The sequence below is a fragment of the Rubellimicrobium roseum genome (assembly GCF_006152145.1).
Lineage (GTDB): Bacteria > Pseudomonadota > Alphaproteobacteria > Rhodobacterales > Rhodobacteraceae > Rubellimicrobium > Rubellimicrobium roseum.
Window position 1 is genome coordinate 136,830 of the sequence record NZ_VDFV01000002.1, and the last position, 26,026, is coordinate 162,855.

Consider the following 26,026-nt stretch of genomic DNA (forward strand, 5'->3'; position numbering starts at 1 on the left):
CCGAAATCCTGGGAGGAGGAGAATCCGCATGACCCCCGTCACCCTGTCCGCCCCCGGCCGGTCGCGCGCCGGGTGGCTCGTCCCCGTCGCCGTCGTCCTCGGGGGAAGCTGGCTCCTTGCGCTCTCGGCGCGGATCAGCGTCCCCATGGCGCCCGTGCCGATGACGCTGCAGACGCTGGCGCTCTTGGTGCTGGCGGGCGGCCTGGGCCTGCGGCTCGGCACGGCGACGGTGCTGGCCTACCTGGGCCAGGGCGCGCTGGGCCTGCCGGTCTTCGCGGCCGGCGGCGGCCTCGCCTATATGATGGGCCCCACGGGCGGGTTCCTCCTGGGCTTCCTCCTGGCCGCGATGCTGATCGGCTGGGCCGTGGACCGGGGCGCGACGCGGCACGGGCTCCTGCTGCTGGCCGCGCTGACGCTGGGCCATGCGCTGGTCTTCGTGCCGGGCGTGCTGTGGCTCGCCACCTTCACCGGGCTTCCCGAGGCCTGGGCCAAGGGCGCCGCGCCCTTCCTTCTGGGCAGCGCCGTCAAGACCGCCCTCGCCCTCATGCTGCTCCTTGCCGGGCAGAAGCTGACCCGCCGGATCGGAGGCCTGTGATGCGCGACGTGATCGAGGAGCTGGAGCAGAAGCGCGAGGAGGCCCGCCTGGGCGGCGGCCCCCGGCGGATCGAGGCGCAGCACCGGCGCGGCAAGCTGACGGCCCGCGAGCGGATCGAGCTGCTGCTGGACGAAGGGTCCTTCGAGGAGTTCGACACCTTCGTCACCCACCGCTCCACCGCCTTCGGCATGGACAAGACCCGCATCCCCGGCGACGGCGTGGTGACGGGCTGGGGCACGGTGAACGGGCGCAAGATCTTCGTCTTCGCCAAGGACTTCACCGTCTTCGGCGGCTCGCTCTCCGAGGCGCATGCCGAGAAGGTCCGCAAGGTCCAGCATCTGGCGCTGAAGACCCGCTGCCCCATCGTCGGGCTCTACGACTCGGGCGGCGCGCGCATCCAGGAGGGCGTGGCCTCGCTCGCGGGCTATGCCGAGATCTTCAAGCAGAACGTCGTGGCTTCGGGCGTGATCCCGCAGATCAGCCTCATCATGGGGCCCTGCGCGGGGGGCGACGTCTACTCCCCGGCGCTCACCGACTTCATCTTCATGGTCCGCGACACGAGCTACATGTACGTCACCGGCCCCGACGTGGTGCGCACGGTGACGAACGAGGTCGTGACGCACGAGGAACTGGGCGGCGCCTCGGTCCACACCACGCGGTCCTCCATCTCGGACGGCGCCTGGGACGACGACGTGGAGGCGCTGACCGAACTTCGGCGCTTCATCGACTTCCTGCCCGCCAACAACCGGGACGGCGTGCCGGAATGGCCCTCGCACGATCCGGGCGACCGGGCCGAGCCCAGCCTCGACACGCTGGTCCCCGACAATCCGTTCAGCCCCTACGACATCAAGGAGCTGATCCGGAAGGTCGTGGACGAGGGCGACTTCTTCGAGCTGGGCGAGCGCTTCGCGGGCAACATCGTCACCGGCTTCGCCCGGATCGAGGGGCGCAGCGTCGGCATCGTCGCCAACCAGCCCATGGTGCTGGCGGGGGTGCTGGACAGCGACGCCAGCCGCAAGGCCGCGCGCTTCGTGCGCTTCTGCGACGCCTTCTCCGTCCCGATCGTGACCTTCGTGGACGTGCCGGGCTTCCTGCCGGGCACCGCGCAGGAAGGGGGCGGCCTGATCAAGCACGGCGCGAAGCTCCTCTTCGCCTACAGCGAATGCACGGTGCCTCTGGTGACGGTCATCACCCGCAAGGCCTTCGGCGGCGCCTACGACGTGATGGCCTCCAAGCACATCGGCGGCGACGTGAACTACGCCTGGCCCTCGGCGCAGATCGCCGTCATGGGCGCCAAGGGCGCGGCCGAGATCCTGTACCGCGGCCGCGAGCCCGAGGAGATCGCCGAGGCCACCCGCGACTACGAGGAGCGCTTCATGTCCCCCTTCGTCGCGGCCGAGCGCGGCTACATTGACGAGGTGATCCGTCCGCACAACACTCGGCGGCGCATCGCCCGGGCCCTAGCCCTCCTCCGCACCAAGGAGGTTGAGACCCCCTGGCGCAAGCACGACAACCTGCCGCTCTGAGGTGACGCGATGTTCAACAAGATCCTGATCGCCAACCGGGGCGAGATCGCCTGCCGCGTCATCAAGACCGCCCGCCGCATGGGCATCCGCACGGTGGCCGTCTATTCCGAGGCCGACGCCCGCGCGCTGCACGTCCAGATGGCCGACGAGGCCGTCTGCATCGGCCCCGCCCCCGCCGCGCAGAGCTACATCAGCATCGAGCGGGTGATGGACGCCGTGCGCCGTACGGGCGCCGAGGCCGTCCACCCGGGCTACGGCTTCCTGTCCGAGAACCCCCGCTTCGCCGCCGCGCTGGCCGAGGCGGGCGTGGCCTTCATCGGCCCGCCGACCTCGGCCGTCGAGGCGATGGGCGACAAGATCACCTCCAAGCGCATCGCGGCCGAGGCGGGCGTGAACACGGTGCCCGGCCACATGGGCCTGATCGCCGACGCCGACGAGGCCGTGCGGATCGCGTCCGGCATCGGCTATCCGGTGATGATCAAGGCCTCGGCGGGCGGTGGTGGCAAGGGGATGCGCATCGCCTGGTCCGACGCCGAGGCGCGCGAGGGCTTCCAGGCCTCGAAGAACGAGGCGGCGGCCTCCTTCGGCGACGACCGCATCTTCATCGAGAAGTTCGTCGACCAGCCCCGCCACATCGAGATCCAGGTTCTCGCGGACAGGCACGGCAACACCGTCTACCTGCACGAGCGCGAATGCTCGATCCAGCGGCGCAACCAGAAGGTCGTGGAGGAGGCGCCCTCGCCCTTCCTCGACGCGGCGACCCGCAAGGCCATGGGCGAGCAGGCCTGCGCCCTCGCCCGCGCCGTGGGCTACGAGAGCGCCGGCACCGTCGAATTCATCGTGGACGGCGACCGCAACTTCTACTTCCTCGAGATGAACACCCGCCTCCAGGTCGAGCATCCGGTGACGGAACTCATCACCGGCATCGACCTCGTGGAGCAGATGATCCGCGTCGCCGCCGGCGAGCCCCTGCCCTTCCGGCAGGAGGAGATCGCGCTGAACGGCTGGGCGGTGGAAAGCCGGCTCTACGCCGAGGACCCCTACCGCCGCTTCCTGCCCTCCACCGGGCGGCTCACCCGCTACCGCCCGCCCGCCGAGGGGCGGCAGGGCGACACGGTCGTGCGCAACGACACCGGCGTTCAGGAGGGCGGCGAGATCAGCCGCTTCTACGACCCGATGATCGCCAAGCTCTGCACCTGGGCGCCGACGCGCGAGGGCGCCATCGACGCCATGGCCGAGGCGCTCGACGGCTTCGAGGTCGAGGGGATCGGCCATAACCTGCCCTTCCTGTCCGCCGTCATGGCGCATCCCCGCTTCCGCGAGGGGCGGCTCACCACCGCCTTCATCGCCGAGGAATGGCCCGAGGGCTTCGCGGGCGTGGAGCTCCCCGCGCCCGAGCTGCGCCGCGTGGCCGCCGCCGCCGTCGCCATGCACCGCGTGGCCGAGATCCGGCGCGCGCGCCTCTCGGGCCGTCTCGACCACCACGAGCGCCACGTGGGCCGCGACTGGGTCGTGCAGCTTCAGGGCGAGCGGATTCCCGTCTCCATCCTGGCCGAGCCCGGCGCCGCCGACGTGACGTTCCTGGGCGGCACGACGCTGCGGGTCGAGGGGCCCTGGGCGCCGGGGCAGAGCCTCGCGCGGCTCACGGTGGATGGCCGTCCCCTCGTGCTCAAGGTCGAGGCGGCGACGGGCGGCTTCCGCCTGCGCACGCGCGGCGCGGACCTGCGGGTGCGGGTCATGACCCCGCGCGAGGCGGAACTGGCGGCGCTCATGCCCGTCAAGCTGCCGCCCGACACCTCCAAGTCGCTCCTTTGCCCGATGCCGGGGCTTCTCGTGCGGCTCCTGGTGGCCGAGGGCGAGGAGGTCGAGGAGGGCCAGGCGCTCGCCACGGTCGAAGCCATGAAGATGGAGAACACGCTCAAGGCCGAACGGCGGGCCCGCGTGCAGGCGATCCGCGCGCGCGAAGGCGAGACATTGGCGGTGGATCAGGTCATCCTGGAATTCGCGTGAGGAGGACGGCGCATGGCTGACGATCTGGACCGCTGGCGGGCGCTCGCCGGCAAGGAGCTGCGCGGCGCGGACCCGTCGGGCCTCGAGAAGCCCACGCTGGAAGGCCTGACGGTCAAGCCGCTCTATACGGCCGCCGACGTGGCCGGCCTGCCCGACCCCGGCCTGCCCGGCCTCGCCCCCTTCGGGCGGGGCGTGCGCGCCACGATGTACGCGGGCCGGCCCTGGACCATCCGGCAATACGCGGGCTTCTCCACGGCCGAGGAATCGAACGCCTTCTACCGCCGCGCGCTCGCGGGGGGGCAGCAGGGCGTCTCGGTGGCCTTCGACCTCGCCACCCATCGCGGCTACGATTCGGACCACCCGCGGGTGGAAGGCGACGTGGGCAAGGCCGGGGTCGCCATCGACTCGGTCGAGGACATGAAGGTGCTCTTCGACGGCATCCCGCTCGACCGGGTGTCGGTCTCCATGACCATGAACGGCGCGGTGATCCCGGTGCTGGCCTGCTTCGTCGTGGCCGGCGAGGAGCAGGGCGTGGGGCCCGAGCTGCTGTCGGGGACCATCCAGAACGACATCCTCAAGGAGTTCATGGTCCGCAACACCTTCATTTACCCGCCCGAGCCCTCGATGCGGGTGGTGGCCGACATCATCGCCCACACGGCGGCCCGGATGCCGCGCTTCAACTCGATCTCCATCTCCGGCTATCACATGCAGGAGGCGGGGGCCGACCTCGTGCAGGAACTGGCCTTCACGCTGGCGGACGGCCGCGAATACGTGCGCGCGGCGATGGCGCGGGGCTTGGACGTGGACAGCTTCGCGCCGCGCCTGTCGTTCTTCTTCGCCATCGGCATGAACCTCTTCATGGAGGTCGCCAAGCTTCGCGCCGCGCGGCTCCTGTGGCACCGGGTGATGTCCGGCTTCGGGGCGAAGAAGCCCGAATCCCTTATGCTGCGGACCCACTGCCAGACCTCGGGCGTGTCCTTGCAGGCCCAGGACCCGATGAACAACGTGGTCCGCACCGCCTACGAGGCGCTGGCGGCGGTGCTGGGCGGCACGCAGTCGCTGCACACCAACAGCTTCGACGAGGCCTTGGCGCTGCCCTCGGACTTCGCGGCCCGCATCGCCCGCAACACCCAGCTCATCCTGCAGGAGGAGACGGGCGTCACCCGCGTCGTCGATCCCCTGGGCGGCAGCTACTACGTCGAGGCCCTCACCCACGAGATGGCCGAGGCCGCCTGGGCGCTGATGGAGGAGGTCGAGGCGAAGGGCGGCATGACCCGCGCCGTGGCCGAGGGTTGGCCCAAGATGCGCATCGAGGAGACCGCCGCCCGCCGGCAGGCCCGCGTCGACCGGGGCGAGGAGGTCATCGTCGGCGTCAACCGCTATCAGGCGGCGGACGCGGGCGAGGTCGAGATCCGCGCCATCGACAATCACGCCGTGCGCGCCGCCCAGGTTGAGCGGCTCCAGGCCGTCCGCTCCTCGCGCGATCAGGTTGCTGTGGACGCGGCGCTCGACGCCCTGCGCGAGGCCGCGCGGGCCGACGGCAATGTGCTGGCCGCCGCCATCCCCGCCGCCCGCGCCCGCGCCACCGTGGGCGAGATCTCCCAGGCGCTCGAGGATGTCTGGGGCCGCCACCGGGCCGAGGTCCGCACGCTCGCCGGCGTCTATGGCGGCGCACGGGCGGGGGACGAGACCTTCGAGGCCGCGCGCACGGCGGTGGAGACCTTCGCCGCGCGCGAAGGGCGCCGGCCCCGGATGCTGGTCGTGAAGATGGGCCAGGACGGCCACGACCGTGGCGCCAAGGTCATCGCCACGGCCTTCGCCGACCTCGGCTGGGACGTGGACGTGGGCCCGCTCTTCCAGACCCCCGACGAGGCCGCGCGGCTCGCGCTCGACCACGACGTGCATGTGGTGGGCGTCTCCTCGCAGGCGGCCGGGCACCTGACGCTCGCCCCCCGCCTCGTCGAGGCGCTGCGGGCGCAGGGCGGGGGCGACATCATCGTGGTGGCGGGCGGCGTGATCCCGCCGCAGGACCACGCGGCGCTCAAGGCCGCGGGCGTCGCCGCCGTCTTCGGGCCGGGCACCCCCATCCCCGAGGCCGCGCTGGAGGTGCTGGAGCTTCTGTGCCGCGACAAGGCCGCCTGAGCCGGGATCCCGCCCACGCCGGGGAACGACTCAGCGCCAGGGCGGCTCGACGGCCTGTCCGGGCCGCAGCGGCTGGAACCGCTCGGGCGGCAGGCCATGCCGGTCGAGCGCCAGCGCCAGGTCGCGCGGCGGCGCCTCGCGCGCCTCCCAGGTGAGCTGGAACGTCCCCCAGTGGTGGCCGAAGCCCTGCGCCGCCCCGCAGTCGAGCAGGATGCGCACCGCCTCGTCGGGATCGACGTGCTGGGTGCCTACGTACCAGCGCGGCTCGTAGGCGCCGATGGGGATCAGCGCCACGTCCGGGGCCCCGAACCGCTCGCGCACGTCCCGGAAGATCCGTCCGTCGCCATAGGCCGTGTCGCCCACGTGGTAGAGCACCCCGCCCGGCCCGGTCAGCACCCAGGAGCCCCAGAGCGCCATGCGCCGGTCGAGGAGACCCCGGCCCGACCAGTGGTAGGCGGGCGCGAGATGGGCCGTCAACCGGTCGGACAAGGGCACTCCCTGCCCCCAGTCGAGCGCCTCGACCGGCAGGGCCGGGTCGTAGCGGCGCAGGACCGAGTCGTTGCCGAGCGGCGCTAGGACGCGGGCGCCGAAGCGCCGCCACAGGCGGACGACGCCCGGCCCGTCGAGATGGTCCCAGTGGTTGTGGGTCAGGAGAACGGCGTCGATGGGCGGCAGGTCTGCCTCGCGGATGCCCGGCGGATGCGCCCGGCGCGGCCCCGAATGCGGCCAGGGCCCCAGCCATTCGGCGAAGACGGGATCGATCAGGACGTTCAGCCCCGAGACCTGCACGAGAAGGCTCGAATGCCCGGCCGAGCAGATCCGCAGCGCCTCCACCCGCGTCGGTGGCACGTCCGGGACGACCGGCTCGGCGGGGGGTGGCCAGCGCCCCGCGATCTGGCCCCGCACGAATCGCAACGTCGCCGCGACCCCGCGCCGGGGCGGCTCGGGATGCGACCGGAAGCGGAGCCCGTCGAAATGCGGGGTGCGGGGGCCGCGGTGCAAGGGCTTGCGAGGGATCATGGGCAGGGCTCCGGGGGCATGTCCCAGGCCAACCGGAGCGGGCGGCCCCGGGTTTCCACCGGATCGCGCCGAAACGTCGCGGCCGCCCCGGCCCGCGCGCCTACTCGGCCGCCATGCGCAGGCCCTCGGGCCGCCCGATGGCCGTGAGCTCGGCCACCACGCCCCGCACCAGCCGGCGGAACTCCTCGAAGGCCGGCAGGGGCTCGACCAGGCGCTCGTCCATGTAGAGCGAGCGGTCGATCTCCACCTGCACCGCATGCTGCCGGCGCGAGGGGCGGCCATAATGCTGCACGATGTAGGCGCCCGCAAAGGGCATGTTGCGCGACACCCGCAGCCCGGCGCCCACGAAGGCCGCCTCGATCCGGTCCACCACCGCCGTCGAGGCCGCCGCGCCGAAGCGGTCGCCCAGCACCACGTCCGGCCGGGCGCCGCCGGGCGCGCCCACGGACTCGATGGCCTCGTGCGGCATGGAATGGCAGTCGATCAGGATCGCCTCGCCGAATCGGGCATGGCTTTCCGCCAGCAGCCCCTGAAGCGCCTCGTGGTAGGGCCGCCAGTAGCCGTCGATGCGGCCCTGCGCCTCCGACAGGGCGATGCGCCCGCGATGGATCGGGCGCCCGCCCGCCACCACGCGGGGAATCACCCCCAGGCCGCTGGCCACGCGCGGGTTGTGGACGGGACGCCGCACCCCCTCGATCAGCGCGGGGTCGAGCTCGTCGGCGGCGCGGTTGAGGTCCACGAAGGCGCGCGAGGCCTGCGCCCGCAGGAACGGGGCTCCGTGATCCGTCGCGCTGTCGAACAGGAGGTCCACGAAGGCGTCCTCCGACGACCGGATCGTGCGCGAATCCAGCTCGGCGCGCTCCAGGAAGGCCCTGGGATACTCGCGTCCCGAATGCGGCGAGGCGAAGACGACCGAGGTCGTCCGCCGTTCGGGCCGGGTGATCTGAAAGGCCTGGGTCATGCGTCGAAGGGTCCCCCGCGTCCGCTGGCATAGCGTGGAATGCTACCTCGCCAAAAGCCCTTGACCACCCCGCGCGCAGCAATTATCCACCGCCCACCCGATGCCGACGCCTTGTGTGTCGGCGGAACGGAACGGGCGGTTAGCTCAGCGGTAGAGCACTACGTTGACATCGTAGGGGTCACTGGTTCGATCCCAGTACCGCCCACCATCTTCCGGCAGGGTCGCAAGACCTCGCACGAACCGAAACAGGCGCGATGCGCGCCGCGAACAGGAGAGACGACGATGAAGGTCGCCAACTCGCTCCGCTCGCTCAAGCAGCGCCACCGCGATTGCCGCGTCGTGCGCCGTAAGGGCCGGGTGTACGTCATCAACAAGACCCAGCGCCGCTACAAGGCCCGCCAGGGCTGAGCGGTCGCCCACAGGGCACCGAACATGGGCCGCCGCCGGGACACCGGGGCGGCCTTTCTCGTTTCCGCCGGAGCCGCCCCCATGCCCGACTCGCCCCTGCCGGCCGTGATCGTCGCGGGCGGGCTCGCGCGCCGCATGGGCGGAGGGGACAAGGGCCTGCGACCCTGGGGCGGCGGCACGGTGCTGTCGGCCATCGTCGCGCGCCTCCGACCCCAGGCCGGCCCCCTCGCGCTCAACGCCAACGGCGACCCCGGCCGATTCGCCGCGCTGGGCCTGCCGGTCCTGGCCGACCCGGTCGAGGGCCGCCCCGGGCCGCTCGCCGGGCTCCTGGCCGCGATGCTCTGGGCGGAAGGGCTCGGGGCCGACCGGGTGCTCACCGTCCCGGGCGACGCCCCCTTCCTGCCCTCTGACCTCGCCCGGCGCCTCGCGGCCGCCGGCGCCCCGGCCATCGCCGCCTCCGCCGGGCGCACGCACCCGGTTGCGGGCCTCTGGCCCGTGGAGCTCGCCGCCCCCCTGCGCCAGGACCTCGCGGGCGGCCTGCGCCGGGTCGAATCCTTCGCCCGCGCCCAAGGCGCCAACGCAGTCGAGTTCCCCGTGCCGCGCGGGGGCCCCGACCCCTTCCTCAACCTCAACACCCCCGAGGACGTGGCGGCAGCGCTCCGCTGGCTCTGATTCGCCCCCCTGGATTTTCGCGCGCAGCTTCCCACCATCCGTTCCATGCACATCGTCAAAGGCTTCGCCCCCGCCGACCGGCCCGCCATCGCCGCCCTCTACTGGGAGGCCTTTGGCCAGAAGCTCGGCCGGGCGCTCGGCCCCCGCGACCGGGCGCTGCGCTTCATCGAATCGGTCCTCTCGCCCGACCACGCCGTCTGCGCCTGGGCCGAGGACGGCCGTCTTTTGGGCGTCGCCGGCTTCAAGACGGCTCAGGGCGCGCTGGTGGGGGGCGGCTACGCCGAGATGGCGCGCATCTACGGACGCGGGGGGGCGCTCTGGCGGATCGGGGCGCTCGCGCTCCTCAGCCGCGACACCGAGAACGCGCGCTTCCTGATGGACGGGATCTTCGTCGCCCCCGAGGCGCGGGGCCACGGCGTGGGCACGCGGCTCCTCGACGCCATCGCCGAGGAGGCTCGCGCCCGCGGCTATGCCGAGGTCCGGCTCGACGTGGTGGACGAGAACACCCGCGCCCGCGCCCTTTACGAGCGCAAGGGCTACCGCGCGGTGGCCCGCCACTCGACGGGCCTGCTGCGCTACGTCTTCCGCTTCCGCGCGGCGACGACGATGGTGCTGCGGGTCGGCTGAGGCGGCGGCCCCATCAACCTGGTCCAGATACGCCCGCGACATTCCCCACGGGCGCCCCGGTCAGGAGTAGGAGACCTCCAGGATCTCGTAGCTCTTCTCGCCGCCCGGCGTGCGGACCTCGACGCTGTCGCCCGCGCCCTTGCCGATGAGCGCCCGCGCCAGCGGACTCCTGACGTTCAGCCGGCCGTTCTCGATGTCGGCCTCGTACTCGCCGACGATCTGGTAGGTGCGCTCCTCGTCGGTGTCCTCGTCCACGAGCTTCACCGTGGCGCCGAACTTGATCGAGCCCGACAGCTTCGAGGTGTCGATCACCTCCGCGAGGCCCAAGACCCCTTCCAGCTCCTTGATCCGGCCCTCGATGAAGCTCTGCTTCTCCTTGGCGGAATGGTACTCGGCGTTCTCGCTCAGGTCCCCGTGGGCGCGCGCCTCGGCGATGGCGGCGATGATCTCGGGCCGCTCCACGGTCTTGAGGCGCTTCAGCTCGGCGTCGAGCTTGTCGTATCCGGCACGGGTCAGAGGGATCTTTTCCATAGGTCCTTTCCCGTCATCGCGGGGCTTCGGGAGACAGGTTCATAACCCGGCGGGGTGTCTTGAAGTCAAGCCCTCCGGGGCGCGCGCGGGGACGGGCCCCGCAGCGCCATGTCGCATTTGCGCTTTCCCTCGGGAATGTCTACCTCCGCTTCCCGAAAAGGGAAGGGATGGCAGATGGCGCAGGTCGAGCGGGAATCCATGGACTACGACGTCGTGATCGTCGGCGGGGGGCCGTCGGGCCTGTCGGCCGCGATCCGGCTCAAGCAGCTCGACCCCGACCTCAGCGTGGTGCTGCTGGAGAAGGGCTCGGAGATCGGCGCGCACATCCTGTCGGGGGCGGTGCTCGACCCCGTGGGCCTGGACGCGCTCATCCCCGACTGGAAGGCCAAGGGCGCGCCCCTCCACACGCCGGTGACCTCCGACGCCTTCTACGTGCTGGGCGAGGGCGGGCGGATGCGCATCCCCAACCGGGTCATGCCGCCGCTGATGAACAACCACGGCAACTACATCGTCTCCATGGGCAACGTCTGCCGCTGGCTGGGCCAGCAGGCCGAGGAGCTGGGCGTCGAGATCTTCACCGGCATGTCCTGCTCGGAGCTGGTCTGGGGCGAGGCCCCCGACGGCAGCCCGCGCCTGGCGGGCGTGGTCGCGGGCGAGTTCGGCAAGGTCGCGGACGGCACCTTCGACGGCGCGCCCGGCCCGAACTACGAGCCCGGCATGGAGATCCGCGGCAAGTACGTGTTCCTCGCCGAGGGCGTGCGCGGCTCGCTCTCCCAGCAGGTCATCGCGCATTACAAGCTGGCCGAAGGCCGCGAGCCGCAGAAGTACGGCCTGGGCATGAAGGAGCTCTGGACCGTGGAGCCGGGCCGCGTGCAGGCGGGGCAGGTCCTGCACACCATGGGCTGGCCGCTCGACAAGAGCGCGGGCGGCGGCGGCTTCCTTTATGCGCTGTCGGACACCGAGGTCTACGTGGGCTTCGTCGTCCACCTGAACTACCGCAACCCCTACCTTTACCCCTACGGCGAGTTCCAGCGCTTCAAGCATCACCCGCTGGTGGCCGAGATCCTGACCGGCGGCAAGCGCACCGCCTATGGCGCGCGCGCCATCAACGAAGGCGGCTGGCAGTCGCTCCCGAAGCTCGCCTTCCCCGGCGGCGCGCTGCTGGGCTGCGCGGCGGGCATGGTCAACGTCCCCCGCATCAAGGGCAACCACAACGCCATGCTTTCGGGCCTCCACGCGGCCGAGGTGGCGCAGTCCGCCATCGCCGCGGGACGCGAGGGCGACGTGCTGGAGGAGTACGACACCGTCGTCCGCACCGGCGCGGTGGGCCGCGACCTGCGCGCGGTGGCCAACGTCAAGCCGCTCTGGAGCCGCTACGGCCTCATGGCCAGCCTCGGCGTGGGCGGCTTCGACATGTGGACGCAGACGCTCCTGAACCGCTCGGTCCTGGGCGCGATCCGCCACGGCAAGACCGACGCCGAGTCCACCGAGCCCGCCGCCAGGCACAAGCCGATCGCCTACCCCAAGCCCGACGGCAGGCTCAGCTTCGACCGGCTCACCAACGTGGCCTTCTCGGGCACCAACCACGACGAAGGCCAGCCCGCGCACCTGAAGCTGAAGGACCCCTCGATCCCGATTGCCCGCAACCTGCCGCTCTATGCCGAGCCCGCGCAGCGCTACTGCCCGGCGGGCGTCTACGAGGTGGTGGAGGAGCCCACGGGCCCGCGCTTCCAGATCAACTTCCAGAACTGCGTCCACTGCAAGACCTGCGACATCAAGGACCCGTCCCAGAACATCGTCTGGACGGTCCCGCAGGGCGGCGACGGGCCCAACTACCCCAACATGTGATCCTCCCCCGCCCCCGGCACAACGGGGGCGGGAATCTGCCGCTTCGGCCCCGATTTTCTCGCGCTCGATTGCGCCCGCCCGGCCCCCTCCTTACCTTGGCGGGCGGGACAGCACGACAGGGGCCGCCACCTTGCACGCATCGGGACGCGGAGCCGCCCTTCTCGGGGCGATCGCCGCCGCATTCATCGCCACCGCGCCCGCCGCCGCGCCGGACGGGGGTTCGGCGCCGGCCGGGACCTACCTCGCCGCCCGTGCGGCGCGCGCGACCGCGGACCTGCCCCGCGCCGCCGACCTCTTCGCCGAGGCGCTGGAGGCCGACCCCGCGGATCCCTGGCTCCTCGGCAACGCCCTGTCCGCCAATCTCGGCCTCGGCCGGATCGAGCAGGCGCAGGCCCTGGCCGCCCGCATCGTCGAGGCGGGGCTCCAGAGCCCCTACGCCCATCTCGTGCTCGACCTCGGCCATGCCCGGGACGGCGACTGGCGCGGCCTCCTGTCCGAGCTGGAGGCTGGGCGTGGCGTGGCCCCGCTCGTGGACGGGCTCACGCGCGGCTGGGCCTGGGCGGGCCTGAACGACAGCGCCGCCGCAGCCTCGGCCTTCGACGAACTGGGCGCCACGCCGGCCTTCCGCTCCTTCGCGCTCTACCACAAGGCGCTGGCGCTTGCGGTCGGGGGCAACCTCGCCGGGGCCCAGACCGCCCTGGCCTCCGACGGGCTCCAGCGCACGCCCCGCGTCGTCCTGGCCCAGGCGCAGGTGCTCGCCGCTCTGGGCCGTCCCGAAGAGGCGATGAACCTCATCGACGCCGCCTTCGGTGCCGACCTCGACGCGCCCCTCGCGGACCTGCGCGCCCGCCTCGCGGCCAACGAGCCCGTGGCCTTCACCCTGGTCGCCACCCCCGCCGAAGGGCTGGCCGAAACCTATTTCAGCCTCGCCGCCGTGCTCGCCCCCGAGGACAGCGAAGCCGGGCTCCTCTACGCCCGCGCCGCGCTGGCGCTCGATCCGTCCCATGCCGAGGCCGCGATCCTCGCCGCGCGGCTCCTCGAGGACCTGGGCCAGCCCGCGCTGGCGCGCGAGGCCTACGGGCTCGTGCCCGCCAGCGATCCCCTCACGCTCGGCGCCGAGATCGGCCGCGCCGGGGTCCTCCAGTCCGAGGACCTGGACGAGGCCGCGCTCGAGGTCCTCTCGCGGCTCGCCCAGGACCACCCCGACAGCCCCGAGGCCCAGACGGCCCTGGCCGACCACCTGCGCCGCATGGAAAGCTTCGCCGAGGCCGAGGCCGCCTACGGCCGCGCCATCGCCCTCCTGCCGGAGGGGGCCGGGCGGCTCTGGTACCTTCACTTCATGCGCGCCCTCGCCCACGAAGGGCAGGCCGACTGGCCCGCGACCGAATCGGACCTGCGTGCCGCGCTCCGGCTCAATCCCGACCAGCCGCAGGTGCTCAACCACCTGGGCTACAGCCTCGTGGACCGGGGCGAGAAGCTGGACGAGGCCATGGAGATGATCGCCCGCGCCGTGGACCTGCGCCCCGACTCGGGGGCCATCGTGGACTCGCTGGGCTGGGCCTATTTCCGGCTGGGCCGCTACGCGGAGGCGGTGGAGCAGCTGGAGCTGGCCTCCACGCTCCTGTCCACCGATCCGGTCATCAACGATCATCTGGGCGACGCCTACTGGAAGGTCGGGCGCACCCGCGAGGCGCGCTTCCAGTGGACGCGCGCGCTCAGCTTCGAACCCGCCGAGGCCGACGAGGCGCGCATCCGCCTCAAGCTCGCGCAGGGGCTCGACGCCGTGCTGGCCGCCGAGGCCGACGACCGGGAGACGACCGCCCTCGCGGACGAGGCCTCCGGTGGATAAGGGCTTCGCTCCCGCCAAGGTGAACCTGGCGCTCCACGTCACGGGGCTGGGGTCGGACGGCTACCACCGGCTTGACAGCCTGGTGGTCTTCGCGGGCACCGGCGACCAGATCACGGCCACCCCGGCGCGCGAGCTGACGCTGACCGTGGGCGGCCCCTTCGCCATCGGCGTGCCCACGGACGGCACCAACCTTGTGCTGCGGGCGGCGCAGGCGCTGCGGGAGGCGCGGAACGTGACCAAGGGCGCGGCGATCCGGCTCACCAAGAACCTGCCGCACGGGGCGGGCATCGGCTCGGGCTCCTCGGACGCCGCCGCGACGCTCAAGCTCCTGGCCAAGCTCTGGGACGTGGAGCCGCTCGACCCCGACGCGCCCGAGGTGCTGGAGCTGGGCTCGGACGTCCCCGTCTGCCTGCGCGCGCCCACCGCCATGCGGATGCGCGGGCGCGGCGAGGTGCTGGACCCCCTGCCGCCCCTGCCGTCGCTGGGCCTGATCCTCGTGAACCCAGGCACGGCCCTGCCGACCCGCGACGTCTTCCAGGCGCTGGAAACCAAGAGCAACGCCCCTCTTCCCGCCCTGCCCGAGACGCGCCGGCCCGAGGACTTCGCTGCCTGGCTCAAGACGGTCCGCAACGACCTCCAGGGTCCGGCCGAGAAGCTCGCCCCGCCCGTGGGCGAGGCTCTGGCCCTGCTGCGACGCGCGCCCGGCGTGCTGGCCGCCGTCATGTCGGGCTCGGGGGCGACCTGCGTGGGCATCTGCAAGGACGCGGGGGCGGCCCGCACCGCCGCCCGCGCCATCCAGGTCGCCCGCCAGTCCTGGTGGGTCGCCCCGGCGCCGCTGCTGACCTAGGCCGCGAGCCGCAGCGCCGCCGCGTGGTCCTGCGCATAGGCCCGCAGGTCGCGCGGGCGGCGGCCCGTCAGCTCCTCCACGTCGCCCGTCAGGGCCGCGGCCCAGCCCTCGCGCACCGGCCCGAAGATCGCGGTCAGGAAGCGCGCGTAATCCTCGGGCATCCCCGCCCCGGTCATCATCCCCACGAAGCTCTCGTCGTCCACGGGCCGGTAGGCGATCGTCCGCCCCGCGACGTTGGACAGCACCGCCGCCGCCTCGTGATAGCTCAGCGCCTCGGGCCCGGTCAGGTTGAAGGCCCGCCCCTCGAAGCGGTCCGAGGTCAGCGCACCCGCGGCCGAGGCCGCGATGTCGCGCGCGTCGATGAAGCTGGTCTTGCCCTCGCCCGCCGGGACGGTGATGGCGCCGCGCTTCACGCCGTCCAGCCAGTAGCTGTGGAAGTTGTCCATGAACCAGTTGGGCCGGATCACCGTCCAGCGCGCGCCGCTGCGCTCCAGCATCAGCTCGGCCTGCCGGTAGGGAATGGAATCGTCGGCATCGACCCCCATCGCCGTCATCAGCACGACCTTGGCCCCCTGCGCCGCCGCGCGCTCGACCACCGGCCGCAGCAGGCCCGGCGAATCGAGCTGACCGGCCGGAAGCAGGGCAAAGACACGGTCCACGCCCTCGAAGGCCGCCTCGTGCGTCGCCGGATCGTGCCAGTCGAAGCGCACGCCCTCGGCCCCGCCCCGGGCCTGCCCGCCCCGCGACGCGGCCCGCACCGCCTCGCCCCGCGCCACCAGTTCCGCCACCAGCGGCTGGCCCACATGCCCGCTCGCGCCCAGCACCAGAATCCGTCCTGACATCGTCCTCGTCCTCGCCTATATGGTTTCCATTGGAAACCTGGTTTCGACGTGACATCACATGGCACGGCGAAGCGGACGGGAAAAGAAGGCACCTCCATGTCACTAGGTCACCCTGCGGAAACCGCCCCGCCCCCGCCCTACAGCGTCTATTCCGAGTCCTGCCCCACGCGGCTCGTCCTCGACCGGCTCGCGGACAAGTGGGTGACGCTGATCCTCGTACGGCTGGCCGAGGGTCCACGGCGCTTCAACGAGCTGCGGCGGGGGATCGAGGGCGTGTCGCAGAAGGTCTTGTCGCAGACCCTCAAGCGGCTGGAGCGCGACGGCCTGATCGTGCGCCGGGCCTTCCCGACGGTGCCGGTGACGGTGGAATACTCAATCACCCCGCTCGGGCGGACGCTGGCCGAGACGGTGCAGGCGCTGGCCCGCTGGGCCGAGGCGCATATCGAAGCGGTGATGGCGGCGCAGGCCGCCTACGACGCCCAGATCGGCGCTCAGGCCTCGCGCGCGACCACGTAGTCGGCCAGGTCCGACAGCATCTCGCGCAGGGGATGGCCGGGCAGCCGCCCCAGCGCCGCCTTGGCGCGCCCGACCCACATCTCGGCCTCGGCGCGGGTCGAGGCCAGCGCCCCATGCCGCTTCATCAGGTCGCGCGCCCGCTCGATGTCCGCGTCCTCGACCTGCCCGCGCGCGATCACGCGCGTCCAGAAGGCCCGCTCCTCGTCGGATGCCGCCGCCACGGCCCGGATCACCGGCAGCGTGAGCTTGCCCTCGCGCAGGTCGTCGCCCCGGTTCTTGCCGATGGCGTCCGTGCCCTCGATGTCCAGTAGGTCGTCGATGATCTGGAAGGCGATGCCCAAGGCGTCACCGTAGTCGCGCAACGCCTCCTCCTGCGTGGCGTCGGCCCCCGCGACCACCGCGCCCGCCTGCGTCGCCGCCGAGAACAGCGCCGCCGTCTTGCCCCGGATGACCTTCAGGTAGGTGTCCTCGGTCGTCGCCAGATCCCGCGCCGCCACGAGCTGCAGCACCTCGCCCTCCGAGATCGTCGCCGAGGCGTCCGACAGGATGCCCAGCACCCGCAGGTCCCCCGCCTCGACCATGAGCTGGAAGGACCGCGCAAAGAGGTAGTCCCCCACCAGCACCGAGGACATGTTGTCCCACAGGAGGTTCGCCGTGGGCCGCCCGCGCCGCTGCTTGGAATCGTCCACCACGTCGTCGTGCAGCAGCGTCGCCGTGTGGATGAACTCCACCGCCACCGCCAGATGCACGTGGAACGGGCCCGCGTAGCCCAGAAGCCGCGCGGCCGCGAGCACCAGCATCGGCCGCAGCCGCTTGCCCCCCGCCTCGATCAGGTGCGCCGTGACCGCCGGGATGCGGGGCGCCGCCTCCGACTGCATCCGCTCGCGGATGAGCGCGCCTACCGCCCCGAGGTCCGCCTCCAGCGCGGCCGCGAGCCGGTCGTGGGGTTTCGCGCGGGCGTGATCGAGGCTCATCAGCATGGTTCCACGGGCTCGACATCGGGGGTGGCGCAGGGCTAGCCTGCCCGGACGATGCGGGAACTGCTGCGCACCACCGATCCCACCGTGATCGCCTTCGCCACCGCGCTCCTGCGGGGGGAGGGTATAGATTGCTTCCCGCTCGACCACAACATGAGCATCCTCGAAGGCTCTATCGGCGTGCTGCCGCGCCGCCTCATGGTGCGCGAGGAGGACCTCGATGACGCGATCTTGGTCATCCGTGACAACGGCATCGACCGCGGCCTCTGACCTGACGCTCGACGCCTTCCTGGGCGGACGGCTCCGGCTGCGCCAGCCCGCGCGGGGCTTCCGCGCCGGGCAGGACGCGATCCTGCTCGCGGCTGCCGTCCCCGCTTGCCCCGGAGAGGCCGCGCTGGAGCTGGGCTGCGGCGCGGGCGCGGCGATCCTGGCGCTCGGGGCGCGCGTCCCCGGCCTCCGGCTCGCCGGGATCGAGATCCAGCCCGCCTATGCCGCGCTGGCCCGCAGCAACGCCGCCCTGAACGGCCTGCCCCTGGACCTGTGGGAGGGCGACCTGGCCGTGCCCCCGCCCGATCTGCGGGCAGCGACCTTCGACCATGTGCTGATGAACCCGCCCTACTACGACCGGACCCGCACCACCCGCGCCGCCGACCCGGGCCGCGACCTCGCCCATGGCGGCGACACGCCCCTCGCGCTCTGGTTGAAGCTCGCCGCCCGCCGCCTGCGCCCCGGTGGCACGCTCACGCTGATCCAGCGCGCGGCCCGCCTGCCCGAGGTCCTGGCGGCCCTGCCCGCGACCCTGGGCTCGCCCGAGTTGCTCCCTCTCGCCCCACGCGAGGGCCGCGCCGCCACAACGGTCCTGCTGCGCGCGCGCAAGGGGGGCCGCGCCCCCTTTTGCCTTCTGGCCGCGCTCCCGGTCCATGCCGGAGCGCGGCACGAGCGCGACGCGCCCGACTTCGCCCCCTGGGCCGCGGCGGTCCTGCGCGACGGCGCGGCGCTGCCCTGGCCATAGCGCCAGCACCCAGCAACTTACAACCTAAGCGAGAATCCGCCCAAACTGTGCCGCGACCGTCTGCCGCATGACAGTTTCATGAAACTGTGGTCGAGTTGACCCTGTGGAAGGCACCACAACGGAGGACGATCCATGAGTCTGAACGGCCATCTGGAAGAACTTCGCCGCAAGCACGAGACGCTGTCCAAGGCGGTCGAGGCCGCCCAGCGCGCCCCGGGGAGCGACGACCTCGAGATCGCGCGCATGAAGAAGCAGAAGCTCATGCTCAAGGAGGAGATCACGCGTCTCACGACGCACTGAGGCCCCAGACTTCCGCGGGCGCACCTGACGCCCGCGCCCCCTACGCCCTCTCGGCCTGACGCGCGCCTTCCGGGGCGCGCGTGCCCGGACAGCAAGCCCGATCCCCGTCGCCCCAAGGGCTTTCCCCTCTCCACAGCGCATCCGCTTCGATCGCTCCATCCAGGGACGGGACCTCTCCTCCCGGACCGGACGACAGCGGTCCCCTGCGCCCGGGGCGTCGCGCCGCTGGCGGACAAAGCGAATCGCTCCCCTCCTCCCTGCAGGCCCGAGCGGAAACCGCCGGCGGCACCCCACGCACCTATCCGGCCCTGCCCGGCAGGGGCTCGCACGCCTGTCAAGCCGTTGCGCGAACCGGGGGAGGACCGTTCGGTGGTGTAGGGAGTCGTTAACCTGGCCCTGCCACGCTCGCCCCCAAGGACCCGGAGCGCCCCCCCCATGACCCCGCCCTCCGGCCCGCCCCGGCACGGCGCCATGGAAAGGGGGGCGGGCCCGGACGGACCCGGCGGACGAGGCGGGCGCGCTTCCCCCGGGGCGGCCACGGATGGCCAGCCGCTCCGGGCCGCGCGTCCGCCGATGGCCGTTCCTGTCCGGGGCTCCTGCGGGAGAGAGGCTTCACGGACCGAGGCTCTTTGAAGGGACGGCGCGGGCCCCCGTCCCCCTGGGAGGACTCCCCCTCACGTCGGGTGACGCCGGGGGCGGGGCCGCAAAGACCCAGCCGCCGCGCGTCGTGGACGCGCCCCCGCAGTCCGGCGTGGCGTCCCGGCTGCGGCCCCCGCGAGGAGCCCGCCCCGAAAGTCGGTTGCCGCCCCCGCTCCTTTCGCGCACTCCTCCCCCGAACCGGGGAGCCGACATGACGAGCGCACGCAAACGCATCTGGGGCTGGATGTTCTTCGACCTGGCCCAGCAGCCCTATGCCACGCTGGGCCTGACCTTCGTCTTCGCCCCCTACTTCGCCCAGGTCGCCGCGCGTCGCTTCGAGGCCCAGGGCGCGGCCCCCGAAGCCGCCGCCGCGCAGGCGCAAAGCCTCTGGGGCGCGGGCCAGACCCTCGCCGGCCTCCTCATCGCGCTGACCGCGCCCCTGCTGGGGGCCTATGCCGACGCCTCGGGGCGCAAGCTGCCCTGGATCGCGGGCCTGTCCGCCATCTATCTCGGCTGCGCCTCGAGCCTGTGGTTCCTCACCCCCGACGGCGCCCATCTCCTGCCGGTGCTCGTCCTGTTCTGGCTGGGCTTCGTGGCGGGCGAGGCCGCCCTCAACATCAACAACGCGCAGCTCCCCGCCCTGGCGCCCGCGTCCGAGATCGGGCGCATCTCGGGCTCGGGCGCCGCGCTGGGCTACTGGGGCGGGGTCCTCTCGCTGCTGGTCGTCCTGCTGTTCCTGGCCGAGAACGACGCCGGCCGCACCCTCCTGGGCCGCCCCCCGGCGCTGGGCCTCGACCCGGAGGAGCGCGAGGGCACCCGCAGCGTCGGCCCCTTCATCGCCCTCTGGTTTGCCCTGTCCATTCTCCCCTTCGCCCTCTGGGTGCGCGACGCCCCGACCCGCGCCCGCCGCCCGTCCCTGCGCGAGGTCGCATCCGGTCTCCGGGACACGATCCGCGACATCGGGCGGCGCCCGAGCCTCGGCAGCTTCCTTCTGGGCTCCATGCTCTACCGGGACGGCCTGGGGGCGCTCTACGCCTTTGGCGGCATCTACGCGGCATTGGTCCTGGGCTGGGACATCGTGAAGATCGGGATCTTCGGCCTCGTGGCCGCGGTCGCAGCGGCGATCGTGACCTGGGCCGGCGGGCTCGCGGACCGGCGCCTCGGCCCCAAGCCGGTCATCGTGGCCTCCTGCTGGGCGCTGCTCGCCGTCTGCTCGGTCATGATCGGCGTTTCACGTGAAACGCTGTTCGGCCTTCCGCTGCCTCAAGGCTCTGTCCTGCCCGACACCCTCTTCTACCTCTGCGGGGTGGCCATCGGCGGCGCCGGGGGCACGCTCTACTCGGCCTCGCGCAGCCTGATGGTCCGGCACACCGATCCGGCCCGCGCCGGCGAGGCCTTCGGGCTCTTCGCGCTGTCGGGCCGCGCCACGGCCTTCCTGGCGCCGGCGCTCGTCACCGCCGCCACGGCGATCACGGGTTCGACACGGATGGGGCTGGTGCCGGTGATCCTGCTTTTCCTTGTCGGCCTGGGGCTGCTACGCTGGACCGACCCCCAGGGAGACCGCGCGCGATGACGAACCGCCCCCTCAAGGCCCTGGCCCTGACCCTGCTTCTCGCGGCCTGCGGCGGCGGTGGCAGCGCCCATGACACCACCGCCCCGGCGGCCGGTCCGGGCGACACGCGAGTGGCCAAGCATCTCTTCGGCGCCCAGGCGGGCCCTTCGGCGCAGGCGTCCGAGCCCATCGGTGCCTATTCGCGCGGCTGCCAGTCCGGGGCCGTCCAGCTTCCCGAAACCGGGCCCACCTGGCAGGCCATGCGCCTGTCCCGGAACCGCAACTGGGCGCAGCCCGTCACCGTGGACTTCGTGCAGGATCTCAGCCGCACCGCCGCCACGCTGCCCGGCTGGGCGGGCCTCTACGTCGGCGACATGAGCCAGCCGCGCGGCGGCCCCATGACCTCGGGCCACGCGAGCCACCAGACCGGGCTCGACGCCGACATCTGGATGCGCCCCGCCACCCGCCTGAACCTCACCGCGCAGGAACGCGAGGAGATATCCTCCACCGACATGCAGCGGGCCGAGGGCGCCTATGTCCGCGACGCCTGGACCCCGCAGCACGAGGCGCTTCTGCGCGCCGCCGCCCAGGACCCGCGCGTCGCGCGCATCTTCGTCTTCGCGGGCGCCAAGGCCGCCATGTGCGAGACCGCCACCGGCGACCGCTCCTGGCTCGCCAAGGTCCGGCCCTGGTGGGGGCACAACACCCACTTCCACGTCCGGCTCCATTGCCCGCCCGGCACCCCGGGCTGCGCGGCGCAGGACCCCGTGCCCCCCGGCGATGGATGCGAAGAGGCGCGCCAATGGGTCGCGGGCATCCTCAACCCGGCTCCGGCCGACCCCGACGCCCCCCCGCCCGAGCCGCGCGCCGACCTGACCCTGGCCGACCTTCCCGGCCAGTGCATGGGCGTCCTGGCCAGCGACTGAGCCGGTGCGCCGTCTGTTCCTCCGGGCCTCCCTGCTGGCGGCCAGCCTGGGCTCGGCCGCTCTCCTGCCGGCGGCCAGCCGGCCGGGAGGCGAGGCGACCTATGTCGGCACCCATGTCTGGCACGGGACCTGGCGCAACTTCGGCGGCATGTCCGCCATCGAGATGGCGGACGACGGCCTGTCCTTCACCGCCATGAGCGACCGCAGCGCCATCGTTTCGGGCCGCCTCCTCCGCGACGAGGCCGGCGCGGTGATCGGGGTCGTGACGCCCAAGGCCGACCGGCTCCTCGACCGCGGCGGCGACCCGCTCCAGGGCAAGCGCGCCGACAGCGAGGGGCTGGCCATCGCCGCGGACGGCCGGGTCTGGATCAGCTTCGAAGGCGACACCCGCGTACGCCAGCAGGGGCGGGACGGCCGGCTGCCCTTCCTGCTGCCCGAGCACCCGGACTTCGCCCGCATGCGGGACAACGGCGGCCTGGAGGCGCTGGCGGTGGATGCCGAGAACCGGCTCTACACCTTGGCCGAGCGGCCGATCCCGGGCGAAAGGGACTTGGCCCTCCACCGCTTCGACGGCCACCGGTGGGAGATCGCCTTCCGGCTGCCCGTGGGCGACGGCTTCTCGGTCTCCGGCGCGGATATCGGCCCCGACGGGCGGCTTTACCTGCTCGAACGCGACTTCACAGGGCTCGGCTTCCGCTCGCGCCTGCGCCGGATCGACCTCGACGGAACCGGCGAGACCGTCCTGCTGACCACGGCCACGGGGACCCACGACAACTTGGAGGGCGTGGCGATCTGGCAGGACGCGCAGGGCCTGCGCGCGACCATGATCGCGGACGACAACGGCTTCTTCTTCCAGGAAACGCAGATCGTCGACTACCGCCTGCCGGATTGACGCGGGGCGCTGGGGGGCGTATCGGGCACCGCCCCGGCTCGCGGGGCCAAGTCGCCGCACCCTTGCCAAAACGGACCTCCTCCATGCGCCTCCTGCCCGCCATCCTCGCCATGGCCGCGATCGTCGTGGCCTCCAACGTCCTCGTGCAGTTCGTCATCGCGGGAGGGCTCCTCACCTGGGGGGCCTTCACCTATCCCCTCGCCTTCCTGGTCACCGACCTCACCAACCGCACGCAGGGCCCTCGCGCGGCCCGTGCGGTGGTGTTCTGGGGCTTCGTCACCGGGATCGTCTGCTCGCTCGTGGGTTCGCAGATCATGCTGGAAACCGGACCCGCCGTGCCCCTGCGCGTGGCCGTGGCCTCTGGGGCCGCCTTCCTGGCGGCGCAACTCCTCGACGTGGCCATCTTCCAGCGGTTCCGGAACCGCGAATGGTGGCGGGCTCCGCTCGCGTCCTCCTTCGTGTCGTCCTCGGTCGACACGGCCATCTTCTTCTCGGTGGCCTTCGCCGCCACGTTCAGCGTCCTCTTCCCCCTGAGCGCGAACGAGATGGTGACTTGGGCGCAAGGCCCGGTTCCCCTGCTGAACCTCGGCCCGCAGGCGCCGCTCTGGGTGACGCTGGCCCTTGCGGACCTTTGTGTGAAGATCGCCCTCGCGCTCATCGCGCTCGTCCCGTACCGCCTCATTCTTGGGCAGATGCACCAACGCGTGAGTTGAACGTCATCTTCCGCATTCGGGGTTTGACACAGGGCCAGGAAGTCCCATCTTGGGAGTCAGGCGAAACCCTTAGAAAGGAGGTGATCCAGTGTCGAGAAAGAACCTGGAGAGAGGTGTCGGGACAGCACGGGGGATCCGCGGCTGAGGCAGCCCTCAGCCCTCCGGGAACCCGGGTGGACGACGGTCTAACCGACCCCACCTCCTGAACTTTCGAGAGGGCCGCACCAGACGGGGCGGCCCTTTTCAATTGGACGGCCCGAAATTTGCCAGAAAGGCCGCCTCGGCCTCGTCGATGGACCGGATGATCTCCGCCTCGAAGGCGTCGCGCGACACGGCCTCCTCGATCTCGATCAGGGCGTAGTCCGTCGCCACGCCGATGGCGAGGCCGCCGGCCACTCCGCCGACAAGGGCGCCCAGCGTGGTCCCGATCCCCGGCACCACGCTCCCGGCCAGGGCCCCGGCGCCGGCTCCCGCGGCCGCGCCCCCGAGCCCGCCCGCCGCTTTTCCGACCGCCAGCTTGGCGACCGCCTCGGCCGCGAGCCCGAAGGCCTCCTTGGCCATCAGCTTGGCGACGAGCTGCCCCGCGATCGCACCGGCCACTCCTCCCGCCGCCACGCCGACGCCGCTGGCCGCCAGCCGCGCCTGGAACGTCATCAATTCGGTGACGGGCACCGGGTCGAGCAGCGCCGCCGGCGCCGTCGCAGCGACTTGGAACTCCGTCAGGTCCGACGGCAGCCCGCCGCAGTCACCGAGCAGCTGCTCCCGCGCGGCAAGCCCTGGCAAGGGCGCCTCAAGGGCCAGCACCGCTGCCCGCAGGTCGGCGAAAGCCGTCTCGGCGCTCAAGGCCTCGGTCATCTGGCGCGCGAGGAAGGCCTCGGCCCCCCCGGCGACAAGCCGGAAGGTGCGGACATACTCCGCGGTCAGACTGTAGTAGCCGTCCAGGAACGCCGGAACGCGGGCCCGCATCCGGTCGAAACCCGCGCGCGCCGCCCGTTCCACCTCGGCCCGGCGCGCCGCCACGGCCTCGCGCAGGCTCTGGTCGAGGTCCGCGATCCCGGCCAGCGTCCCCTCCGGGCAGGTCAGGTCGCCGATCCGCTCGGCCTCGATGATCCGCCGCGCGGCGCTGGGGCTGGGCAGCACCGGCCGCGCGTTCGCAGGTGGCGCGTCCAGCCCGGGCCCGGGCGCCGGCCGCAGGCCCGGCTCGGCCGGGGCGCCCAGGCCCGGCAGCTCGGCCAGCACGACCGGGCGGCTCCGGCCGGCGGCCCAAGCCTCCGCCTCGGCCAGTGCCGACGCGATCACCCCCGCCAGGATCACGGCCAACGCCGCCGCAGTGGCCACTCGCCCGGGGCCGACCCGCAGGGCTTGGTCCGCGTCCGAGGTTCGCAGGATGCGCCGCGTCTCGCCCCGGGGCAGCAGAAAGCTGGAAAAGACGCCCGCCACGAGCCAGAAGCTCCCGAACGTGACCCCCATCGTCCAGAGCGCCACGAGCGGCCCGACCTGTGCCTCCGCCCGTCCGAGCCCCCAGCCACGCAGGCCGTTCGCCACGGCAGCCGCGTCGACCGCCCAGGCCATGAGGGCCGAGGCCCCTTCGTAACGGGGCTCGGCCGCGACCCGCTGGGCCAGCGTCCCCTCCCCTACCCCTCCGAGGCCTGCCCCGAGCCCCCAAGCGGCGGTCAGGAGCACCGCCGTCAGGGGCGGCGCAAGCAGAAGCACCGGGCGCAGCCGGGCATAGGGCTTCAGTGCCGCCAGCGGCCGAGCCGTCAGCGCCGCCACGGGGTACAGCGCCAAGGCTGCCAGCGCGATCCACGCCCAGCCCGACCACCCCTGAGTGACGAGCCACACCGCGACGTGCCCGGCCGCGACCAGGGCCACCGGCACCGCGAGGACCTGCCGGGCCAGGGCGCCGCCCATCACGAAGGCCCACCACGGCGCCGGGCCGTCCCGCAGGACCGCCCGGGCTTGCGCCTTGCGCACCGCTGCCGCATAGGCCAGCGCGACCCAGACCGGGGCGGCGACCAGCGGCAGGACCAGCAGCGCGGGCAGCAGCCCGAGCCGCGCCCCCTCGGCCGCAACCCACGCCAGCCCCCCGAGGACGAGGGCGCAGAAGGCGCTATAACGAAGGGGCGAGGCGATCATCCCCTCTTGGTGGGGCGCTCCCCTTGCCGAGTCAACGAAGAGGATGCCGTGCTGCGGATCAGCGACCACGTGGCGATCCAGGATTGGGAACTCACCGAGCAGTTCTCGCGATCCTCGGGGCCGGGCGGGCAGAACGTCAACAAGGTCTCCACCGCCGTGGAGCTCCGCTTCGAGGCCGAGCGCTCGCCCTCCCTCGCCCCGCCCGTCAAGAGCCGGCTGCGCCGGCTCGCCGGCAGCCGCTGGGTCGGCGAGGAAGGCTCGGGCGCGGTGCTGATCCGGGTCGAGGACACCCGCAGCCAGGCCCGCAACCGCGAGATCGCGCGGGAGCGGCTGGCAGAGCTGATCGCCAAGGCGCTCGTGGCGCCCAAGCGGCGGATCGCGACCAAGCCCACGCGCGGCAGCATCCGGCGACGGCTGGAAGAAAAGGCCAAGCGCAGCGAGGTCAAGGCGGGACGGAGCCAGTCCGCCCCGGGCGAGGACTGAGG

At 72.7% G+C, this 26,026-nt stretch carries 25 protein-coding genes and 1 tRNA gene; 20 read left to right on the plus strand and 6 right to left on the minus strand.

The annotated features are described in order from the left end of the window. The first annotated feature begins 28 nt into the window (after nt 1-28). Genes FHG71_RS03080 through scpA form a run of 4 tightly spaced genes read left to right on the plus strand, consistent with a single transcriptional unit; the run spans nt 29 to nt 6,273 of the window. A complete protein-coding gene (locus tag FHG71_RS03080) occupies nt 29-595 on the plus strand; it encodes a biotin transporter BioY (protein ID WP_139080152.1) in 567 nt (188 codons plus the stop codon). Beyond that, nucleotides 595-2,121 (plus strand): acyl-CoA carboxylase subunit beta, encoded by a 1,527-nt coding sequence (locus FHG71_RS03085; RefSeq protein ID WP_139080153.1) that lies wholly within the window; start codon nt 595-597, stop codon nt 2,119-2,121. Before FHG71_RS03080 ends, FHG71_RS03085 begins: the two co-directional genes overlap by 1 nt. Nucleotides 2,122-2,130: 9 nt before the next feature. Beyond that, entirely contained in the window at nt 2,131-4,131 is a 2,001-nt protein-coding gene (locus tag FHG71_RS03090; RefSeq protein ID WP_139080154.1) for an acetyl-CoA carboxylase biotin carboxylase subunit, read from the plus strand. A 12-nt stretch (nt 4,132-4,143) separates the two neighbouring features. After that, nucleotides 4,144-6,273: a methylmalonyl-CoA mutase gene (gene scpA / locus FHG71_RS03095; protein WP_139080155.1), complete on the plus strand. Its 2,130-nt coding sequence runs from the start codon at nt 4,144-4,146 to the stop codon at nt 6,271-6,273. A 30-nt stretch (nt 6,274-6,303) separates the two neighbouring features. Here the strand turns inward: scpA and FHG71_RS03100 are convergent, their stop codons facing one another. Together FHG71_RS03100 and FHG71_RS03105 are read right to left on the minus strand one after the other, a co-directional pair. Continuing rightward, nucleotides 6,304-7,293 (minus strand): MBL fold metallo-hydrolase, encoded by a 990-nt coding sequence (locus FHG71_RS03100; protein ID WP_139080156.1) that lies wholly within the window; start codon nt 7,291-7,293, stop codon nt 6,304-6,306. Between the two features lie 100 nt (nt 7,294-7,393). Then, the gene (locus FHG71_RS03105; protein ID WP_139080157.1) at nt 7,394-8,254 is read right to left on the minus strand and encodes an N-formylglutamate amidohydrolase; all 861 of its coding nucleotides are present in this window, start codon (nt 8,252-8,254) and stop codon (nt 7,394-7,396) included. A gap of 133 nt (nt 8,255-8,387) precedes the next feature. On the opposite strand from FHG71_RS03105, the gene FHG71_RS03110 reads away from it, so the two are divergent. From FHG71_RS03110 to FHG71_RS03125, 4 genes are all read left to right on the plus strand, one after another. Further along, nucleotides 8,388-8,462 (plus strand) — tRNA-Val (locus FHG71_RS03110). 74 nt (nt 8,463-8,536) lie between these two features. Next, a complete protein-coding gene (gene ykgO, locus FHG71_RS03115) occupies nt 8,537-8,662 on the plus strand; it encodes a type B 50S ribosomal protein L36 (RefSeq protein WP_037280171.1) in 126 nt (41 codons plus the stop codon). A gap of 81 nt (nt 8,663-8,743) precedes the next feature. Further along, entirely contained in the window at nt 8,744-9,334 is a 591-nt protein-coding gene (gene mobA, locus FHG71_RS03120; protein WP_139080158.1) for a molybdenum cofactor guanylyltransferase MobA, read from the plus strand. A 45-nt stretch (nt 9,335-9,379) separates the two neighbouring features. Further along, nucleotides 9,380-9,961, plus strand: coding sequence for a GNAT family N-acetyltransferase (locus FHG71_RS03125; RefSeq protein ID WP_139080159.1), 582 nt, complete (start codon nt 9,380-9,382; stop codon nt 9,959-9,961). Nucleotides 9,962-10,021: 60 nt separating this feature from the next. Here FHG71_RS03125 and greA read toward each other — a convergent pair whose 3' ends face one another. Next, complete coding sequence (gene greA / locus FHG71_RS03130) at nt 10,022-10,492, minus strand: transcription elongation factor GreA (protein WP_139080160.1); 471 nt, start codon at nt 10,490-10,492, stop codon at nt 10,022-10,024. Between the two features lie 174 nt (nt 10,493-10,666). Between greA and FHG71_RS03135 the strand changes: the two genes are divergently transcribed. The 3 genes from FHG71_RS03135 (at nt 10,667) to FHG71_RS03145 (ending at nt 15,036) form a co-directional block, all read left to right on the plus strand. Next, nucleotides 10,667-12,340, plus strand: coding sequence for an electron transfer flavoprotein-ubiquinone oxidoreductase (locus tag FHG71_RS03135; protein WP_139080161.1), 1,674 nt, complete (start codon nt 10,667-10,669; stop codon nt 12,338-12,340). 130 nt (nt 12,341-12,470) lie between these two features. Beyond that, nucleotides 12,471-14,189, plus strand: coding sequence for a tetratricopeptide repeat protein (locus FHG71_RS03140; protein WP_139080162.1), 1,719 nt, complete (start codon nt 12,471-12,473; stop codon nt 14,187-14,189). Further along, nucleotides 14,182-15,036, plus strand: coding sequence for a 4-(cytidine 5'-diphospho)-2-C-methyl-D-erythritol kinase (locus FHG71_RS03145; RefSeq protein ID WP_139080163.1), 855 nt, complete (start codon nt 14,182-14,184; stop codon nt 15,034-15,036). The genes FHG71_RS03140 and FHG71_RS03145 overlap by 8 nt, the downstream gene beginning before the upstream one ends. Here the strand turns inward: FHG71_RS03145 and FHG71_RS03150 are convergent. Beyond that, nucleotides 15,033-15,878 (minus strand): SDR family oxidoreductase, encoded by an 846-nt coding sequence (locus FHG71_RS03150; protein WP_139080164.1) that lies wholly within the window; start codon nt 15,876-15,878, stop codon nt 15,033-15,035. The two genes, FHG71_RS03145 and FHG71_RS03150, sit on opposite strands and share 4 nt — an antisense overlap. A 96-nt stretch (nt 15,879-15,974) precedes the next feature. Here FHG71_RS03150 and FHG71_RS03155 point away from each other — a divergent pair, with 96 nt between their 5' ends. Next, on the plus strand, nt 15,975-16,394 hold the full coding sequence (locus FHG71_RS03155; RefSeq protein ID WP_139080165.1) for a winged helix-turn-helix transcriptional regulator: 420 nt from the start codon (nt 15,975-15,977) through the stop codon (nt 16,392-16,394). On the opposite strand, the gene FHG71_RS03160 is transcribed toward FHG71_RS03155, so the two are convergent. Then, nucleotides 16,370-17,368 carry a polyprenyl synthetase family protein gene (locus tag FHG71_RS03160; protein ID WP_139080166.1) on the minus strand — a complete coding sequence of 333 codons (999 nt, stop codon included), beginning with the start codon at nt 17,366-17,368 and terminating at the stop codon, nt 16,370-16,372. The genes FHG71_RS03155 and FHG71_RS03160 overlap by 25 nt on opposite strands. Before the next feature lie 57 nt (nt 17,369-17,425). On the opposite strand from FHG71_RS03160, the gene FHG71_RS03165 reads away from it, so the two are divergent. From FHG71_RS03165 to FHG71_RS03195, 7 genes are all read left to right on the plus strand, one after another. Further along, nucleotides 17,426-17,641 carry a putative signal transducing protein gene (locus FHG71_RS03165; RefSeq protein WP_139080167.1) on the plus strand — a complete coding sequence of 72 codons (216 nt, stop codon included), beginning with the start codon at nt 17,426-17,428 and terminating at the stop codon, nt 17,639-17,641. Continuing rightward, nucleotides 17,592-18,383 carry a tRNA1(Val) (adenine(37)-N6)-methyltransferase gene (locus FHG71_RS03170; protein WP_139080168.1) on the plus strand — a complete coding sequence of 264 codons (792 nt, stop codon included), beginning with the start codon at nt 17,592-17,594 and terminating at the stop codon, nt 18,381-18,383. The genes FHG71_RS03165 and FHG71_RS03170 overlap by 50 nt, the downstream gene beginning before the upstream one ends. Before the next feature lie 132 nt (nt 18,384-18,515). Beyond that, complete coding sequence (locus FHG71_RS03175) at nt 18,516-18,683, plus strand: YdcH family protein (RefSeq protein WP_139080169.1); 168 nt, start codon at nt 18,516-18,518, stop codon at nt 18,681-18,683. Between the two features lie 850 nt (nt 18,684-19,533). Then, a complete protein-coding gene (locus FHG71_RS03180) occupies nt 19,534-20,895 on the plus strand; it encodes an MFS transporter (RefSeq protein WP_139080170.1) in 1,362 nt (453 codons plus the stop codon). Then, nucleotides 20,892-21,800 carry a penicillin-insensitive murein endopeptidase gene (mepA, locus tag FHG71_RS03185; protein WP_139080171.1) on the plus strand — a complete coding sequence of 303 codons (909 nt, stop codon included), beginning with the start codon at nt 20,892-20,894 and terminating at the stop codon, nt 21,798-21,800. The genes FHG71_RS03180 and mepA overlap by 4 nt, the downstream gene beginning before the upstream one ends. A gap of 4 nt (nt 21,801-21,804) precedes the next feature. Continuing rightward, on the plus strand, nt 21,805-22,692 hold the full coding sequence (locus FHG71_RS03190; RefSeq protein ID WP_246045324.1) for an esterase-like activity of phytase family protein: 888 nt from the start codon (nt 21,805-21,807) through the stop codon (nt 22,690-22,692). Nucleotides 22,693-22,775: 83 nt separating this feature from the next. Beyond that, the gene (locus FHG71_RS03195) at nt 22,776-23,405 is read left to right on the plus strand and encodes a queuosine precursor transporter (protein WP_139080172.1); all 630 of its coding nucleotides are present in this window, start codon (nt 22,776-22,778) and stop codon (nt 23,403-23,405) included. A 243-nt stretch (nt 23,406-23,648) separates the two neighbouring features. Here the strand turns inward: FHG71_RS03195 and FHG71_RS03200 are convergent, their stop codons facing one another. Beyond that, nucleotides 23,649-25,541: a hypothetical protein gene (locus FHG71_RS03200; protein ID WP_139080173.1), complete on the minus strand. Its 1,893-nt coding sequence runs from the start codon at nt 25,539-25,541 to the stop codon at nt 23,649-23,651. Between the two features lie 48 nt (nt 25,542-25,589). On the opposite strand from FHG71_RS03200, the gene arfB reads away from it, so the two are divergent. Next, entirely contained in the window at nt 25,590-26,024 is a 435-nt protein-coding gene (arfB, locus tag FHG71_RS03205) for an alternative ribosome rescue aminoacyl-tRNA hydrolase ArfB (protein ID WP_139080174.1), read from the plus strand. Nucleotides 26,025-26,026 lie beyond the last annotated feature (2 nt).

Bases quoted from the DNA above. Each gene is read 5' to 3' on its own strand.
- FHG71_RS03175 (WP_139080169.1), top strand. From the start codon at position 18,516: ATGAGTCTGAACGGCCATCTGGAAGAACTTCGCCGCAAGCACGAGACG.
- FHG71_RS03165 (WP_139080167.1), top strand. From the start codon at position 17,426: ATGCGGGAACTGCTGCGCACCACCGATCCCACCGTGATCGCCTTCGCC.
- FHG71_RS03105 (WP_139080157.1), bottom strand. From the start codon at position 8,254: ATGACCCAGGCCTTTCAGATCACCCGGCCCGAACGGCGGACGACCTCG.
- FHG71_RS03125 (WP_139080159.1), top strand. From the start codon at position 9,380: ATGCACATCGTCAAAGGCTTCGCCCCCGCCGACCGGCCCGCCATCGCC.
- FHG71_RS03080 (WP_139080152.1), top strand. From the start codon at position 29: ATGACCCCCGTCACCCTGTCCGCCCCCGGCCGGTCGCGCGCCGGGTGG.
- FHG71_RS03085 (WP_139080153.1), top strand. From the start codon at position 595: ATGCGCGACGTGATCGAGGAGCTGGAGCAGAAGCGCGAGGAGGCCCGC.
- scpA (WP_139080155.1), top strand. From the start codon at position 4,144: ATGGCTGACGATCTGGACCGCTGGCGGGCGCTCGCCGGCAAGGAGCTG.
- greA (WP_139080160.1), bottom strand. From the start codon at position 10,492: ATGGAAAAGATCCCTCTGACCCGTGCCGGATACGACAAGCTCGACGCC.
- ykgO (WP_037280171.1), top strand. From the start codon at position 8,537: ATGAAGGTCGCCAACTCGCTCCGCTCGCTCAAGCAGCGCCACCGCGAT.
- FHG71_RS03160 (WP_139080166.1), bottom strand. From the start codon at position 17,368: ATGAGCCTCGATCACGCCCGCGCGAAACCCCACGACCGGCTCGCGGCC.
- FHG71_RS03180 (WP_139080170.1), top strand. From the start codon at position 19,534: ATGACGAGCGCACGCAAACGCATCTGGGGCTGGATGTTCTTCGACCTG.
- mepA (WP_139080171.1), top strand. From the start codon at position 20,892: ATGACGAACCGCCCCCTCAAGGCCCTGGCCCTGACCCTGCTTCTCGCG.
- FHG71_RS03200 (WP_139080173.1), bottom strand. From the start codon at position 25,541: ATGATCGCCTCGCCCCTTCGTTATAGCGCCTTCTGCGCCCTCGTCCTC.
- FHG71_RS03155 (WP_139080165.1), top strand. From the start codon at position 15,975: ATGTCACTAGGTCACCCTGCGGAAACCGCCCCGCCCCCGCCCTACAGC.
- FHG71_RS03090 (WP_139080154.1), top strand. From the start codon at position 2,131: ATGTTCAACAAGATCCTGATCGCCAACCGGGGCGAGATCGCCTGCCGC.
- FHG71_RS03195 (WP_139080172.1), top strand. From the start codon at position 22,776: ATGCGCCTCCTGCCCGCCATCCTCGCCATGGCCGCGATCGTCGTGGCC.
- FHG71_RS03170 (WP_139080168.1), top strand. From the start codon at position 17,592: ATGACGCGATCTTGGTCATCCGTGACAACGGCATCGACCGCGGCCTCT.
- mobA (WP_139080158.1), top strand. From the start codon at position 8,744: ATGCCCGACTCGCCCCTGCCGGCCGTGATCGTCGCGGGCGGGCTCGCG.
- FHG71_RS03100 (WP_139080156.1), bottom strand. From the start codon at position 7,293: ATGATCCCTCGCAAGCCCTTGCACCGCGGCCCCCGCACCCCGCATTTC.
- FHG71_RS03150 (WP_139080164.1), bottom strand. From the start codon at position 15,878: ATGTCAGGACGGATTCTGGTGCTGGGCGCGAGCGGGCATGTGGGCCAG.
- FHG71_RS03135 (WP_139080161.1), top strand. From the start codon at position 10,667: ATGGCGCAGGTCGAGCGGGAATCCATGGACTACGACGTCGTGATCGTC.